Genomic DNA, 15,372 nt, shown 5'->3' with positions numbered 1-15,372 from the left:
ATGTTCCGAGCGCGATTTACCGCCCTGGTGGCGATGGCGATTTTCCTGCCAGCCCTCGCGGTGGCCCAGCAATTGTCCTTCGCGGGGATCCGCGCCGACCAGTCGGCGCCGGTCGAGATCGTCGCGGACAGTCTCAAGGTGACCCAGGAAAACGGCCAGGCCGTCTTCTCGGGCAATGTCCGGGTCACCCAGGGCACGATGAAACTCGCGGCGGCGCAGGTCGAGGTGCTCTATGACGGGCCGAACCGGTCGAAGATCTCGAAGCTGCACGCGACGGGCGGGGTGACGCTCGTCTCGCCGACCGATGCTGCCGAGTCGCAGGAAGCGACTTATGACGTGGTCGCCGGAACCGTCGTGATGACCGGGAAGGTCGTGCTGACGCAGGGCGAGAACGTGATGTCGGGCAACCGTCTGCAGGTCGATCTGCGCAGCGGCACCGGCCAGATGGACGGGCGCGTGCGCACCATCCTGCAACCGGGCACCGGGGGCCAGTAATGGCGGAGCAGGGCACGGTTCCGGAGACGACCGCTCTGACGCCGGTCGCGGGAGAAAGCGGGCTCGTCGTGCGCGGCCTGCGCAAGAGCTATCGCCGTCGCCCGGTGATTCGCGACGTCTCGCTCGAACTGTCGCGCGGCGAGGTGGTCGCGCTGCTCGGGCCGAACGGATCGGGCAAGACGACCTGTTTCTACAATATCGCCGGGCTGATCCGCCCCGATGCCGGTCAGGTGATGATCGACGGGCGCGACGTGACGGGCCTGCCGATGTATCGCCGCGCGCAGCTGGGGATCGGCTACCTGCCCCAGGAGGCCTCGATCTTCCGCGGGCTCTCGGTCGAGGACAATATCATGGCGGTTCTCGAGATCGCTGTGCCCGACCCCCATACCCGGCGCGAGAGGCTCGAGGAGCTGCTCGGGGATTTCTCGATCGGGCATCTGCGCCAGGCTCCGGCGCTCGCGCTCTCGGGCGGGGAGCGGCGGCGCTGCGAGATCGCACGCTGTCTCGCGGCCGATCCGAAATATCTCTTGCTCGACGAACCCTTCGCCGGGGTCGACCCGATCGCGGTCGCGGAGATCCGCGCATTGGTCGGCCAGCTCAAGGATCGCGGCATCGGGGTTCTGATTACCGATCACAACGTGCGCGAGACCCTCGAAATCGTCGATCGCGCCTATATCCTGCATGATGGCAAGGTTCTGATGTCGGGCACGACCGAGGAAGTCGTGCAGGACGAAAATGTCCGCAGGGTCTATCTGGGGCAGCATTTCCGCATCCTTTGACCGACGCGTGAGAGCGGATTCGCAAACGGGTCACGGTGACCCGTTGACACCCCCTCGGTTCCGTACCCAAATATGAGTCAAATGCGTGATCGTTGCCCCCATCACCAGCACGCGCCGATCGGGTTCTCCTCGGCAAGAGCGTGCGTCAGGTCCCCGAAAGAGGGCCCGGGCAGGATCAACCGCGTCGCTCCCTATGAAAGATTTAACCGGCCGGAAACCCTGCCCGTGGAGGCTGGGGTCTCACGGCCCAATGCGTGAAGGAGGAAATCCATGCGTTACCAGATCAGTGGCAAGCAGCTCGATGTCGGGGAGGCCCTGCAATCCCATGTGAAAACGGAGCTGAGCGAGGTCGTCGAGAAATACATGCAGCGCCCGACCGATGCCACGGTGACCTTCTCGCGCGATGCGCATAACTTCCTCTGCGAGGCGACCGTTCACCTCTCGACCGGGCTGACCGCTTCGGCCAAGGGCCAGGCCACGGAAATCTACGCCGCCTTCGACAGCGCGCGCGAAAAGATGGACAAGCAGCTGCGCCGCCACAAGCGTCGGCTGAAGGATCATCATCGCGACCGCAGCGAACCTGTTGAATTCGAGGCTGCGGGGCTGTATGTGCTCGCCGCGGAAGAGGATGACGAAACCGGCGAGACCGCGAATGGTGCGCCGATGATCGTGGCCGAGATGGAAACCAAGGTTCCCACGCTCTCGGTCGGTGAAGCGGTCATGCAGATGGAGCTGTCGAATGTTCCCCTGCTCGTCTTCCGCAACGAGAAACATGGCGGGGTCAATGTCGTGCATCGGCGCGACGACGGGCATGTCGGCTGGATCGACCCGCGCAACAGCAAATGAGCGCCGACGCTGACGGCGCGGAGAAGACGAGACATATGGACCTTTCGAAATTGCTCGCTCCCGGCGCCGTCAAGGTGCTGTCTAACGTCACCAGCAAGAAACGCCTGTTCCAGGATCTTGGTGACATCGCGGGGTCGATCTATCGGCTCGACGCCGCGCAGACGGTCGACGCGCTGCAGGAGCGTGAAAGCCTCGGCCCGACCGGTGTCGGCCATGGCGTCGCGCTTCCGCATGCGCGGCTCGACGATCTCGACGAGGTCGTGGGCGTCTTCCTGCGGCTCGAGAAACCGCTCGATTTCGACGCGGTGGACCGGCTGCCGGTGGATCTGGTCTTCGCGCTCTTCGCGCCCAAGGACTCCGGGGTGGAGCATCTCAAGGCGCTCGCCCTCGTGTCGCGCACCATGCGCGATCCGGAAACCTGCGAGAAGCTGCGCGCCAATACCGATCCGGCGGCGCTCCATGCGGTGCTGACCGAGGCGCAGAGCCGTCAGGCAGCCTGAGCCCGAGCGGATATGGTGAAAAGATCAGCGCGCCGGCCCGTCCGGCGCGCTTTCTCGTTGCGCCTCAGCCGCGTTTCCAGTCGCCGAAGCCGAATTGCATCACGTCGCGCGTATAGGTCTCGCGCGCGGTGGCTTCGAGTTCGGGGCACCAGATATCGGCCAGCTTGATCGGCGCGGTGTCCGGCTCGAATTCGGGGAAGGGGGGCGCGTCGATCCCGGCGGCGCGCGTGAGATAAGCGAGATCCTCCGCCAGGCTCTCCTCGCGCACCAGAAGATCGGGCAGGGCGAATTGGGAGAGCCCCTGCAGCTGCGCCGACTGGGTGGCCCAGAGCACGTTCACCGGCAGGCTCGTCTGGTTCGCGAGATTCGACTTGAGCCATTTCAGGAAGGCGATCAGAGCGTCGGGATAGGCTTCGGGCGTGATCGCCACGCCCTCGTCCGGGATCGGCAGCTTGTAGGCCTTGCGCAGCACGGTGCGCGTCTCGGACATGTTGTCCCAGTTCAGCACCGCCGAAAAGGCGAGATGCGCGCGCATCAGCGGGTGGCGCAGCACGGTGAAGCTGCGATGGCCGGGATGGCGGCGTTTCCACTGGCGCAGGGTCTTTTGCGAGAACCCCTCCTCGAGATCGCCGAGCCGGGCGAGCCAGTCACGGATCGGCGCATCCATCGCCGGTCGCATCGGCATGTAGAGAAGCCCCGCCTCTTTCGCCGCGATGAAGCCAGGCACGCCGGGACCGCGCCGGGGCTCGAAATTCGGCGTCCGGGACAGGTTGAACCGGTCGAGGCGTGCAAGCGAGGTCTCCATTCCGGAGAAGTTCGACACCTTCGCCTCGAGCGGTTCGGGGTTCTGCACCTTCAGGCCTTCGGGCAGCTTCTCGAGCTGGCCTTCGACCCCGAGCCATTGCGCCAGCCCGTTGAGCACGTCGAGCGACTGCGCATCCTCGTAATCGAGATAGAAGGCAGTCTGGCCCGAGCGCTGCAGCGCGTTCAGAAGCGTCACCTGGAAGCCCTGCAATTCCTCGAGATGGGTTTCGAACTCGGCCGCGTCGAAGCGCGCGCGCGCCGACTTGCGGCTTTTCGCATCCCCCAGCTTCCATTGCCCGGTCGAGCGCGCGATCAGCAGGCTGACATAGCTCTCGATCGGATTTCGGGTCAGCACGATCTTGGCGCATTTCGGATCGTTGACGAAAACCGGGAGCATCCGCGGATCGTGGTCGTGGAAATAGCGGCAGCCGTTGAGCCCGTCCTGCTTGCGGATCGCCTTCCAGAGCGAAAGCGGATCGGCATCGCGCTCGGATTTGCTGATCCCGAGCAGCTCGGTCTTCTGCGGATAGCCGATCAGAACCGGGTTGAACGCCTCACCGTGGCAGGCGACGCCCTCTATTCCGTTGAGGGCCGCCTCGAGAAGGTTCGACCCGGTGCGCATCTCGGCGAAGACGACGAAGCTGTCGAACCGGGCCATCGCGTCACTTCACCAGATAGGGGCGGCTGTGCTGCGTCATGTCCTGCGGAACGCGGGGCTCGACCGGGAAATCCCCCATCACCAGCGGCTGCATCCCCTGGTTCTTGAGGTTCTGCAGGAACTGGCCGAAGCCGGTGAGGTCGACCATCTGCGGCGCCTCGGTCAGGCGCCGGGGCATGCGCGGGCTGATCTCGTCGATGATGGTCTGCAGCGGCTCCATCGGGTTCTCGATGAAATCCGAGAGTGTCCAGATCCGCACCCGCGCCTTCACATACATCGAGCGCAGGATCTCGAGCTGTTCGAGTTCGCGTTTCTGCAACCGCGCCGCCTCGCGTCGGATCGTCGAGAAATCGGCGTTGACCCGCGAGAGCGGGAGCGCCCAGGCCCCGGTGATGACCGAGATCTGCGCGTTCGGATCGGTCGCGGTGAACCAGTTATTGGCCTGATTGTCGCGCGGCGAGAACATGAAGCACTGCCGCTCGCCACGGGAATTCCAGATCAGGTTCGTCAGGAAGGCCCGCGGATTGTAGTCGCGCAGCGTCGCGTCATCGGTCAGGCATCCGTTGAACATCGTCTCGCCGCCCGCGAATTCGGCCCGGTCGGGGGCGAAGAGATGGCCATGCACCCGCGCGCCGACGTATTTCGAAAGCCAGCCGTCGAAGTTTTCGAACAGATCCGAAAAGCCCTGAAAGACCGAATAGGGCGCGGAGGTCTTGCCGTTCTCGTGGTCTTTCTGCGGGAAGCGGCTCTGCATGTAGAGCCCGGGCCGCCCGCGCGTGCGCCGTTCGATCGATTTCGAGAACAGCCGGTCGATCTTGGCGGGGTTCGGCTCCGCCATCGCCGAACCGCCGGCATTCTTCGACAGGAAGGTGCGGTAGAGCTTGTCCGCCCGGGGCCAGATCTTGCGCGCGACGAAGCAATCCGAGCGCCGCAGAAGCTGCAGGTGATCGTCGTAGAAGATATGCGGCTTGCCCTGGAAATCGAACTTCGTGAGCGTGAGCGACCGGCTCTCGATCGAGGTGGAATAGAGCCTTGAGAGGGTCTGGAAATAGCTCTCGTCCGGGATCCAGACGCGCTTGAAATACCGGTCGTAGAGCGGACGGTCGGGATCTTGCAGGATCGCCGACAGGGTGCGCCGCGTCAGGCACCACCACTGGCTGCCCAGATGCGGCACGAGACCGTCGGGGATGCGGCGCCGGAAGCCGGTCTTGCGCTGGAATTCCACATAGCGGTCGAAGAGCCGGCGCTGCTTCTTCCACGAGAAGGGGAAGCGCAGGGTGAAACGCTCGATATCGATGCCGCCGACCGTCCACCCGACCTCGGTGGTGGTCACGCTCTCGATGAAATCGGTCTCGGGCCGGGCGTCGAGGTAGTCGGTCAGTTCCTGAACCGGGCGCAATGGCAGGCAGGAGCCGGAGGCGAGATAGACATGGCGGACATGCTGGTGACGTTCGAGCATCTGCTCGGCCGCGGCCTGGCTCGCGGCGACGAGCGACCAGGTGCCCCATTCGCATTTGTAGCGCCGCGAGAAGGAGACGGTGTCGAGGTCCGCCAGCGCCCGCTTGAGCCCGCCGAATTCGAGCCCCGGCACGCGCTTGTCGACATGGATCACCACCGGCGCGCCGCTTTCGGCCCAGAACCGCGCGACCTGTGCCGCCCGGTCGAGCGCGGTGTGGCACATCATGATGAAACCGACCGTCACTCGCCCGAGCCCCCTACGCCCAATTGCCCTTGGACATCAGCCCGAGGATCTCGAGCTGGCGCCAGTTGATATATTTTTCCGACCATTTGCACCACAGATCGGGCTGCTGCGCGATCGTCTGGGCATAGGCGTGATATTCCCGCGACCCGGCATAATGCTGTTCGCGGCGCAGCTCCTCGGCCACCTTCGCCGTCAGCGGCGAGAGGAACTTCGCATGCAGCAGGCAACCCGAGACCATCTCGCCGCCGATCGTGTCATAGACCTGGTTGAGCCCGCGCGGCAGCAGCATGTGCGTCGAGGAGGCATAGACATGACCGCGCGCCCATTTCACCAGCGGGATCTTGTTGAGCGAAGGCGACCGATAGGGATCCTCGGCAAAGAACATCCGCACCCGCGGCCCGCCCTGGATCCACAGGTTCCGGTAGTCCGGGTTCTGCGAGATCATGTAATTGCCCGCGTCGAACCAGCAGGCCTGATCGAACGGGTTCTGCCCCTCGATATAGGGTTTCGCGTCGATCGGGCCCTTCGGATACATGTCGAGCAGCATCGCCGGGAAGGAGCGCAGCCCGTAGGTGTCGAGCCAGTCGGTCAGCGCGCGGATCGGGCGCGTATCGCAGAACGGGTAGACGAAGAACTCGTCCGGATCGACGGTGAGCGTCCAGTGACCGGTGCCGTATTTGCGCAGCAGCCAATTCATCCAGTCGATGCCGAATTGCGAGGCCTTGTAGGAAGCTTCCGTGTGCCAGACCGAGCAATCCTCCTGCCGGGCGAGATATTCGGTCGAACCGTCATCGCTGCCATTGTCCACGAAAAGGAAATGGTTGACGCCCATGTCGCGGTAATAGCGCAGGAAATAGGGCAGGCGGACGCGTTCGTTTCGGGCGGTGACGAAGACGAGGATGTCGTCGGGGCGGATCTGGGCGGTGCGATCGGAAAGGGCTTTGAGTTCCCGCCTTTTTAGAAAGGCGCGAAGCTGTCTCAACCTGCGCTTGCGACGCAGCCTGATCAGATCCCTCAGTCCCAACTACTGTCCCTTCCGCTGCTGCGGTCCCTTGTTTCGAAATATACTTATCAAAGGGTTAAGTGTCGCCGTTTTCAGAAAAACAAGTTCCGCGCGTCACTACAATATCACGCATAGTCATAGCTCCCTTCGCGGGCGCTGAGAAGAAATCAACGCGTTTGCGACGCGCGTATTGTGTCGAATGTGGCGACAAACGCTCAGACCCAGCCTCCGCGCGACATGAGGCCCTGCGCTTCGAGCTGGCGCCAGTCGCCCAAACGCGAGGAATGCGGCGTCCACAATTCGGGGTCCGCGATCAGCGCCTCGTAATAGGGGTCGAAATCGCCCGGTCGGCCGAAATGTTCGCCGCGGCTCTTCTCCTCGGCGGATTTCCCGACGACCAGATCGAGGAATTTCGTGTGCAGCAGCAGCCCCGAGATCGCCTCGCCGCCCCATTCGTCATAGACGCGGTTGAGGCGGCGCGGCAGCAGAGCATGGGTCGAGTTGAGATAGGCCCAGCGGCGGTTCCAGCGCACCAAAGGTATCTTCGTGAGCGTCGGTGCCCGGCGGGGCCGATCCGCGAAGAAAGCGCGCGCCCGTGGTCCGCCCTGGATCCAGAGCGCGTCGCTGCGGCGTTGACGGGTGATCGTGTAATTGCCCGCGTCATACCAGCTCAGGATGCGGCGCGGATCCTGCCCGGGGCGATAGGGCTGCGCCCCGAGGCGCCCCTTCGGATAGAGGTCGAGCATCATCGCGGGAAAGGCCGGAAGGTCCGAGGCGTCGAGCCATTCGGTGAGCGCGGGGAGGGGGCGGGTGTCGTGATAGGGGTAGATCAGCAACTCGTCCGCATCGACCGTCAGGCACCAGTGATCATGCCCGTGCCGGATCATCAGCCAGGTCACCCAGTCGAGCCCGAAACGCGAGGACCGATAGCTCGCCATGGTCCGCCAGAGCGAGACATCCCCGGCATCGCGCAGCATCTCGGCCGTGCCGTCGGTGCTGCCATTATCGACGATCAGGAAGTGGTCGACACCGAGCCCGCGATAGTGCTGCAGGAAGAAGGGCAGGCGGTCGGCCTCGTTGCGCATCACCGCGAAGAGAAGGATCGCGCCCGGCCGGATCTGCCGCGTGCGGTCAGCGATCCGCACCAGCTCGCGCCGCTTGCGCAGGGCCCGCCACAGGAACGACCTGCGCTTCAGGCGCAGCCGGTAGGCTTCCCACAAATCGCGGCGCGATGGCATCCGAACTCCTGACCCGCGGCTTGCGGATCAGTATTCATACTCTTTCGCCTGATGCCAGCGCCACGCATCCGCGATCATAACCGAAAGATCAGAGCGTTGCGGCTGCCAGCCCAGCTCCTCGAGCGCCCGGCGTGAGCCCGAGACGAGGCTCGCCGCATCGCCCGGACGGCGCGCGCCCTCGACGATCGGCACCTCGCGATTGGTCACCGCACGCGAGGCCTCGATCACCTCGCGCACCGAAAACCCGTTGCCCGAGCCGAGGCAGAAGACCCGCGAGGGTTTGCCCGCCTCGAGCCATTTCAGCCCCAGCACATGCGCGTCGACCAGATCGGAGACATGGACGTAATCGCGGATGCAGGTGCCGTCGCGCGTGGGATAATCCGATCCGAAGACGGTAAGCGCGGGGCGCTTGCCCGCGATCGCGTCGAGCATCAGCGGGATCAGATGCGTCTCGGGGACGTGCTGCTCGCCGATGTCGCCCGCGGGATCGGCGCCGGCCACGTTGAAATAGCGGAAGATCACCGAGTTCAACCCGTGGCTGGCGCCGAAATCGCGCAGCATGTCCTCGATCGCGCGTTTCGAGCCGCCATAGGCGTTGATCGGGCGCTGTTCGGTGTTCTCGTCAAGAACCACGCCATCCTGATCGCCATAGGTGGCGCAGGTGGAGGAGAATACGACGTTCAGGCAACCCGCATCGATTGCCGCCTCGATCAGGTTGAGCGCGCAATTGACGTTGGTGCGCCAGTATTTCGACGGGTTCTGCATCGACTCGCCGACAAGGCTGAGTGCCGCGAAATGCATCACCGCGACGGGCCTGTATGTCGCGAAGACCTCGTCGAGCCGGGCGCGGTCGGCGAGATCGCCTTCCTCGAGCGGGCCGAACTTCACCGCCTCGCGCCACCCGGTGGAGAGGTTGTCGAAACAGACCGGCACATAGCCGGCCTCGCTCAGCGCCTTGCAGGCGTGCGAGCCGATATAGCCCGCACCGCCCGTCACCAGAACATGCGGCTTCATCGCTTACTCGGCAGCGGTCCGCATCGACATCACATCGCTCAGATAGTCGCCGAACTCGTCCTTGAGGTCGGGGCGTTGGAGGCCGAAGGCCACGGTGGCCTGCAGGAAACCCGCCTTCGAGCCGCAATCGAAGCGCTGGCCCTTGAAGCGGTAGCCGTAGACCGGATTGCCGACCTCGATCTCATGCGCGATCGCGTCGGTGAGCTGGATCTCGCCGCCCGCGCCGGTTTCCTTCTTGTTGAGGTTCTGCATGATATTCGGCGTCAGGATGTAGCGTCCGATCACGGCGAGATTCGAGGGCGCATTCTCCGGCGAGGGCTTCTCGACCATGCCCTTCACCTTCAGCATCGGCCCGTTCGCCTCGGCGATGTCGAGCACGCCGTAGGACGAGGTCTTCTCGGGCGGCACTTCCATCGCGGCCACGACGTTGCCGCCGGTTTCCTCATAGGCTTCCATCATCTGCTGCAGGCAGGGCTTCTCGGCCGCGATCACGTCATCGGTCAGGATGACCGCGAAGGGTTCGTCATGCACGAGCCGACGCGCGCACCAGACCGCGTGACCAAGGCCGAGCGGTTGGTTCTGGCGCACATAGGCGATCGCGCCCGAATCCATGTTGGTCTTCTGCAGCTCGTCGTAGAGCTCGGTCTTCTTCTTCGCCTGCAGCGCCGCCTCGAGTTCGGGCGCGTTGTCGAAATAATCCTCAAGCGCGGACTTGCCGCGCGAGGTCACGAAGATGAATTCCCGGATGCCCGCGGCACGCGCCTCGTCGATCGCGTACTGGATGAGCGGGCGGTCCACCAGGGTCAGGATCTCTTTCGGGATCGATTTCGTGGCGGGGAGGAATCGAGTTCCAAGGCCGGCAACCGGAAAGATCGCCTTCGTCACCTTGCGTTTCATTTGTCACCTTCGATCTGTTGCGATGTGCTCGCTGGGTTTGGTGTCATTGTGACGACAAACGCGCGAAGGGACAAGGAACCTGCTGTCGCATGATCCCGTCCCTCGCTGGTTATTGCCCAGACACTGACCGAATGCGCAAATCTGTATCGGGTTCCCCAGGTCTGCTGCCGGAGGGGCCGGGCGTTCAGGCGAGGTTCATCTCGGCCATCATCGCCTCGATGCGCGGCACGTCCGAGGGATTGTTGAGCTCCCAGAACTGCCGCCCGCGCGCCTCGACCTCGACGCAGAGCACCGCGCGTCCGTTCTCGAGGAAGCGGAGCTGTTCGAGCCCTTCGAGCGTTTCGAGCGGCCCGATCGGCCAGGTCGCGTAATCGGCGAGAATGCCTGGGCGGTAGGCATAGACGCCCACATGGTGAAAGACCGGGGTGGGCGCCTCCGGGGCGTAATCCTTCCCGGCATAGGGGATCACCTCCTTCGAGAAATAAAGCCCGCGGTTGCCCGCGCCGAAGACCGCGGTGGTGCCGCCGACGCGTCCGTGCATCCGATCCTCGTGGAGGCTCTTGAGCATCGCGCCCTCGCAGCGCAGCACCGGCGTGGCGAGCTCGGCCCAGTCATTCGCGCGCAGCCCCGCCACCAGATCCTCGATGAACCAGGCGGGGGTCAGCGGGGCGTCGCCCTGGAGGTTCACCACGATCTCGAAACCGCCGCCCAGCGTCTCGGCGGCCTCGGCGCAGCGTTCCGTCCCGTTGCGGCAGGCCTCCGAGGTCATCACCACCTCGGCGCCGAAACCCTCGCTCAGGGCGCGGATCCGCTCGTCATCGGTCGCGACGACGACGCGGTCGACGCCACTCACCGCTTGCGCGGCTTCCCAGCTGCGCTGGATCAGGGTCTTTTTCTCGCCCGTGACCCCGGTCAGCTCGACGAGCGGTTTTCCGGGATAGCGGGTCGAGGCGTAGCGGGCAGGGATGACGATGAGAACGGACATTATTTCACCAGGAGAACGCCGGGGGCATAGGCGATGAAGAAGGGGTTTTCGAAGCCGGGCTTGCCATAGGTGAAGGGCGCATGATCCTCGAACCGGATCATCTCGCCACCGGCGCCGCGCAGGACGGCGTCACCGGCTGCGGTGTCCCATTCCATCGTGCGCCCGAGCCGCGGATAGAGATCGGCCTCCCCGGTCGCGACGAGGCAGAATTTCAGCGAGGACCCGGCCGAGCGCATGTCCTTCACCGCGTATTTGCCGATATAGTCGTCGGTCGCCTGATCGCGATGCGATTTCGATGCCACCACCATCAGCCCGCGATTGTCGGGCACCGAGACCGTGATCGGCTTCTGGGTTCCGACCGTGTCCTTGGAGAAATCGGGGCCGATCTCCTCGACTGCGCGGCCTTCGGCGAGCGTATAGAAGAGCCGTCCCTTGGCCGGCGCGAAAACCACCCCGCGCAGCGGCACGCCGTTTTCCACATAGGCGATGTTGACGGTGAAATCGCCGCGCCGCTGGACGAATTCCTTCGTCCCGTCGAGCGGATCGACGATCAGGAAGGTCGAGACGGACTGATCGTGGGTCTCGGCCTGTTCCTCGGTCACCAGCGGGATATCGGGAAAGGCCGCGCGCAGCCCCGCCGAGATCAACGCATCCGTCGCCTCATCGGCCTCGGTCACGGGGGAATTGTCGGATTTGGATTTCACCTCGAAATCGGGCGCGTTGTAGATCTCCATGATCTTGTCGCCCGCCTCGAGCGCGAGCCGTCGCATCACCTTGATCAGATGCTCGAAATCCATGCTCTCTCCATTCCGGCCATGATCTGGCCCAATTGATATGCTCCAACACCCCTCTTATGATGCGCCGGCACGGCTTGAGCAAGCATGGCGCCCGGCGTCAGGCAGAGCGGCACCCCGAACCGGCAGGATTATGTTCAGAGCAGAACGCAGCAACTCGACGCTCGGATCGACCTTCAGCCTGCTGGAGCGGATCTATCATGCGACCGTCCGCCGGTTGCGTCAGTCGCATGGCAACGCGCTGGTCGGGCTGATCCTGAACATGGTGCAGACGCTTCTTCTGGTGCTGACCTTCTACATCATGTTCGGCGTGCTCGGGATGCGCGGCAATTCGGTGCGTGGCGATTTCCTGCTCTACATCATGAGCGGGATCTTCCTGTTCATGACGCATACCAAGACGATCGGCGCGGTTTTCGGCGCCGAGGGGCCGACCTCGGCGATGATGAAACACGCGCCGATGACGACCGCGATCTCGATCTCGGCGGCCGCGCTGAGCACGCTCTATATCCAGATGCTGTCGATGATCGTGGTGCTTTTCATCTATCACGCAGCCTTCCACCCGATCGAGATCTACAACTGGGTCGGGGCGCTGGGGATGGTGCTGCTGTCGTGGTTCACCGGGTTGGCGATCGGGCTGGTGCTTCTGGCCGCCAAGCCCTGGGCGCCGGATGTGGTCGGGGTGATCCAGCAGATCTACAGCCGCGCGAACATGATCGCCTCGGGCAAGATGTTCCTCGCCAACAACCTGCCGCACAAGATGCTGGTCCTGTTCGACTGGAACCCCTTGTTCCACACGATCGACCAGGCGCGGGGGTTCACCTTCATCAATTACAATCCGCATTTCTCGGATTGGCACTATCCGCTCTATGTCGGGCTGGCGCTTCTGATGATCGGGCTGATGGGCGAGTTCTACACCCGGCAATACGCCTCGATCAGCTGGGGCGCGCGCCGCTGACCCCGTTTCGGGATCAGGCCTTGCGGATCGTGTCGCCGGGTTCGAGTACGGGCTCGAGTTCGATCACCTCGCCGCCGATCATGTTGCTTTGCGAGCGTCCCGCGATGATCTGCGCGGCCTTGCGGCCGATCTCGCCGCGGCAGGCGTTCATCGTCGCGAGCCGCACCGAGAACCCGTCGAGCAGGTCGAGCCCGTTGAAGCCGGCAAGGCCGATGCGGCCGGGCACGTCGATCCCCTGATCGAGACACCACAGGAGCCCGCCCGCGCCGATCATGTCGTTCGAATAGTAGAGGAAATCGAGATCGGGGGTCCGCTTGAGGATCGTCTCGGTCATCTCGCGGCCCTTGGCCAGCGCCGAGCCGCCCGCGTAGAATTCGGTATCGGCCAGCTCGATCCCGGCCTTCGCGAGCCCCTCCTGGAAACCTTCGAGCCGCTTTCGCGCGCGGTGATCCTCGGGCATCTTCGACCCGAGGAAGCCGATCCGGCGGTAGCCCGCGGCGATGATCGCCTCGGCCATGTGCAGACCCGCCCGGCGATGCGAGATGCCGACGACCGAATCCACGCCCTCGCCATCGACATCCATGATCTCGACGACCGGGATGCCCGCATTCTCGAGCATCGCCCGCGCGGCCGGCGTGTGTTCGAGACCGGCGATGATGACCCCCGAGGGCCGCCAGGAGAGCATCTCGTAGAGGACCTGTTCCTCCTTTTCCGGAGAATAGTTCGTCACGCCCACCACGGGCTGCAGCCCGGTATCCTCGAGCTCGTCCGAAATGCTCGAAAGCACTTTCGGAAAGACGAGGTTCGACAGCGAGGGAATGATCACCGCCACCAGATTGACCCGTTGCGACGCCAGGGCGCCGGCGATCTTGTTGGGCACGTAGCCGAGCGCCTTGGCGGCCTGAAGCACCTTCTCGCGGGTGGTTTCGGACACGTCTCCGCGATTGCGCAACACGCGGCTCACCGTCATTTCGGAGACGCCGGATGCCTCGGAGACATCGCGCAGGGTGAGGGGGCGGCGGGTTTCAGTGGGGCGGGACACGCGATCTTCCTCTGATGGGTCAATTCTTGTTAGCGTCAAACATTTCCCTTGCGCAAGCGAATGATGCGCCGTATGTTAGCGATAACGGTGCCGGTTCGAACTCCAGATCTTCCGGTCGCCGCCATAGCTCGCAGCGCGTGTAGACTCCGATCGTGGGGCGAGTGCCAAAAGGGGATGCGGTGGGCCAATACGCGTCCCCTTTTCTTTTGCGGAGCTCCCGACTTGCACAGACGCCGCTTTGACGGCATCAAGAGGCGCGTGGTCCCGTGGCTCAACTGGATAGAGCAGCCCCCTCCTAAGGGGCAGGTTGCAGGTTCGAATCCTGCCGGGATCGCCACTTCCCCGTGTGAAGTCCCCATGTGAAAAGGCCCGCCGATTGGCGGGCCTTTCATGTCTCTGGCAAGCCGCTCAGGCTTCCGTCCAGGCCTTGTCCTCGCCGCCCAGTCCGCCGATCTGCAAGCGGGTCGGCAGGCCGATCCGGTCGAGCACGGTGAAGAAGGGCTTGGGATCCAGTTCCTCGACGTTCTTCATTTCCTTCGCATCCCAGTCGCCTTCGGCAATCAGGATCGCAGCGGCGACCGGTGGAACGCCCGCGGTGTAGGAGATGCCCTGCGAGCCGACCTCGTTATAGGCGTCCTTGTGATCGGCGACGTTGTAGACGAAGACCTCGAACTCCTCGCCGTCCTTGGTGCCCTTCACCAGATCGCCGATGCAGGTCTTGCCGGTATAGTTCGGCGCCAGCGAGGCCGGGTCGGGCAGGCAGGCCTTGACCACCTTGAGCGGGATCACTTCCTGACCCTCGGCGGTCTTGACCGGATGCTCCGAGAGAAGGCCGATATTCTTCAGCACGGTGAAGACGTTGATGTAGTGATCGCCGAAGCCCATCCAGAACCGCACATCGGCCTGCGGGTAATTGGCCGCGAGCGAATGCACCTCGTCATGGCCCGACATATAGGCTTTGGACGGGCCGACGACCGGGAGATCCCAGGTCTTGCCGGTCTCGAACATCGCCTTTTCCTTCCATTGCCGGTCTTCCCAGTAATAGACGGTGCCGGTGAATTCGCGGAAGTTGATCTCGGGGTCGAAATTGGTCGCGAAATACTTGCCATGCGAGCCCGCGTTGATATCGACGATGTCGATGGATTTCACCTCGTCCATCATGTCGACCGCGAAACGCGCATAGGCGTTGACCACGCCGGGATCGAAGCCCGCGCCGAGGATCGCGGTGATCCCCTTCTCGGCGCAGAGATCGCGCTTCTTCCACTCGTAATTCGCATACCACGGCGGGGTTTCGCAGATCTTGTCGGGCTCTTCGTGGATCGCGGTGTCGATATAGGCGGCGCCGGTCTCGATGCAGGCGTCGAGCACGTATTTGTTCACGAAGGCCGAGCCCACATTGATCACGATCTGCGCCCCGGTCTTGCGGATCAGATCGGCGGTGGCGGCGGTGTCCATCGCGTCGAGCTGATGCGCTTCGAACGTGCCCTCGACCTTCATCGCGCCTTTCTCATGCACGCTCTCGAGGATCGCGTCGCATTTCGACCTGGTGCGCGAGGCGATATGCAGGTCGCCCAGAATATCGTTGTTCTGTGCGCATTTATGCGCCACGACCTGGGCCACGCCGCCCGCTCCGATGATGAGCACGTTCTTCTTCACTTCG

The 15,372-nt window shown here is 63.9% G+C and carries 15 protein-coding genes and 1 tRNA gene; 6 read left to right on the top strand and 10 right to left on the bottom strand.

From position 1 onward, the window contains the following. The 4 genes from lptA (at position 1) to DW2_RS09025 (ending at position 2,620) form a co-directional block, all read left to right on the top strand. Entirely contained in the window at positions 1 to 495 is a 495-nt protein-coding gene (lptA, locus tag DW2_RS09040) for a lipopolysaccharide transport periplasmic protein LptA (RefSeq protein WP_038145615.1), read from the top strand. Next, entirely contained in the window at positions 495 to 1,274 is a 780-nt protein-coding gene (gene lptB, locus DW2_RS09035; RefSeq protein ID WP_051855746.1) for an LPS export ABC transporter ATP-binding protein, read from the top strand. The genes lptA and lptB overlap by 1 nt, the downstream gene beginning before the upstream one ends. Positions 1,275 to 1,544: 270 nt before the next feature. Beyond that, positions 1,545 to 2,120: a ribosome hibernation-promoting factor, HPF/YfiA family gene (hpf, locus tag DW2_RS09030; protein ID WP_038145613.1), complete on the top strand. Its 576-nt coding sequence runs from the start codon at positions 1,545 to 1,547 to the stop codon at positions 2,118 to 2,120. 35 nt (positions 2,121 to 2,155) lie between these two features. Continuing rightward, complete coding sequence (locus DW2_RS09025; RefSeq protein ID WP_038145612.1) at positions 2,156 to 2,620, top strand: PTS sugar transporter subunit IIA; 465 nt, start codon at positions 2,156 to 2,158, stop codon at positions 2,618 to 2,620. 64 nt (positions 2,621 to 2,684) lie between these two features. Here the strand turns inward: DW2_RS09025 and DW2_RS09020 are convergent, their stop codons facing one another. The 8 genes from DW2_RS09020 to cysQ form a co-directional block, all read right to left on the bottom strand. Then, positions 2,685 to 4,082 carry a nodulation protein NodH gene (locus tag DW2_RS09020; RefSeq protein ID WP_038145611.1) on the bottom strand — a complete coding sequence of 466 codons (1,398 nt, stop codon included), beginning with the start codon at positions 4,080 to 4,082 and terminating at the stop codon, positions 2,685 to 2,687. Positions 4,083 to 4,086: 4 nt separating this feature from the next. Continuing rightward, positions 4,087 to 5,784: a DUF5927 domain-containing protein gene (locus DW2_RS09015; RefSeq protein ID WP_038145610.1), complete on the bottom strand. Its 1,698-nt coding sequence runs from the start codon at positions 5,782 to 5,784 to the stop codon at positions 4,087 to 4,089. A gap of 13 nt (positions 5,785 to 5,797) precedes the next feature. Continuing rightward, positions 5,798 to 6,808, bottom strand: coding sequence for a glycosyltransferase family 2 protein (locus DW2_RS09010; protein WP_038145609.1), 1,011 nt, complete (start codon positions 6,806 to 6,808; stop codon positions 5,798 to 5,800). Positions 6,809 to 7,002: 194 nt separating this feature from the next. Further along, complete coding sequence (locus DW2_RS09005) at positions 7,003 to 8,025, bottom strand: glycosyltransferase family 2 protein (protein WP_038145607.1); 1,023 nt, start codon at positions 8,023 to 8,025, stop codon at positions 7,003 to 7,005. Between the two features lie 27 nt (positions 8,026 to 8,052). Beyond that, positions 8,053 to 9,039 carry a UDP-glucose 4-epimerase GalE gene (gene galE / locus DW2_RS09000; RefSeq protein WP_038145605.1) on the bottom strand — a complete coding sequence of 329 codons (987 nt, stop codon included), beginning with the start codon at positions 9,037 to 9,039 and terminating at the stop codon, positions 8,053 to 8,055. Positions 9,040 to 9,042: 3 nt separating this feature from the next. Next, positions 9,043 to 9,936 carry a UTP--glucose-1-phosphate uridylyltransferase GalU gene (gene galU / locus DW2_RS08995; protein WP_038145604.1) on the bottom strand — a complete coding sequence of 298 codons (894 nt, stop codon included), beginning with the start codon at positions 9,934 to 9,936 and terminating at the stop codon, positions 9,043 to 9,045. Positions 9,937 to 10,120: 184 nt separating this feature from the next. Then, a complete protein-coding gene (locus tag DW2_RS08990; RefSeq protein WP_038145601.1) occupies positions 10,121 to 10,921 on the bottom strand; it encodes a 3-deoxy-manno-octulosonate cytidylyltransferase in 801 nt (266 codons plus the stop codon). Next, complete coding sequence (gene cysQ / locus DW2_RS08985) at positions 10,921 to 11,718, bottom strand: 3'(2'),5'-bisphosphate nucleotidase CysQ (RefSeq protein WP_038145599.1); 798 nt, start codon at positions 11,716 to 11,718, stop codon at positions 10,921 to 10,923. The genes DW2_RS08990 and cysQ overlap by 1 nt, the downstream gene beginning before the upstream one ends. Before the next feature lie 130 nt (positions 11,719 to 11,848). Between cysQ and DW2_RS08980 the strand changes: the two genes are divergently transcribed. Continuing rightward, a complete protein-coding gene (locus DW2_RS08980; RefSeq protein ID WP_038145596.1) occupies positions 11,849 to 12,670 on the top strand; it encodes an ABC transporter permease in 822 nt (273 codons plus the stop codon). Between the two features lie 13 nt (positions 12,671 to 12,683). On the opposite strand, the gene DW2_RS08975 is transcribed toward DW2_RS08980, so the two are convergent. Continuing rightward, entirely contained in the window at positions 12,684 to 13,712 is a 1,029-nt protein-coding gene (locus tag DW2_RS08975; protein WP_051855741.1) for a LacI family DNA-binding transcriptional regulator, read from the bottom strand. Between the two features lie 260 nt (positions 13,713 to 13,972). Between DW2_RS08975 and DW2_RS08970 the strand changes: the two genes are divergently transcribed. Continuing rightward, positions 13,973 to 14,049: transfer RNA gene (locus DW2_RS08970), tRNA-Arg, on the top strand. A 71-nt stretch (positions 14,050 to 14,120) separates the two neighbouring features. Here DW2_RS08970 and DW2_RS08965 read toward each other — a convergent pair. Beyond that, a complete protein-coding gene (locus DW2_RS08965) occupies positions 14,121 to 15,368 on the bottom strand; it encodes a saccharopine dehydrogenase family protein (RefSeq protein ID WP_038145593.1) in 1,248 nt (415 codons plus the stop codon). Positions 15,369 to 15,372 lie beyond the last annotated feature (4 nt).

The sequence above is a fragment of the Thioclava atlantica genome (assembly GCF_000737065.1).
GTDB lineage: Bacteria > Pseudomonadota > Alphaproteobacteria > Rhodobacterales > Rhodobacteraceae > Thioclava > Thioclava atlantica.
The sequence above is the reverse complement of the archived record's forward strand: the minus strand, read 5'-3'. Positions and strand labels throughout refer to the sequence as shown.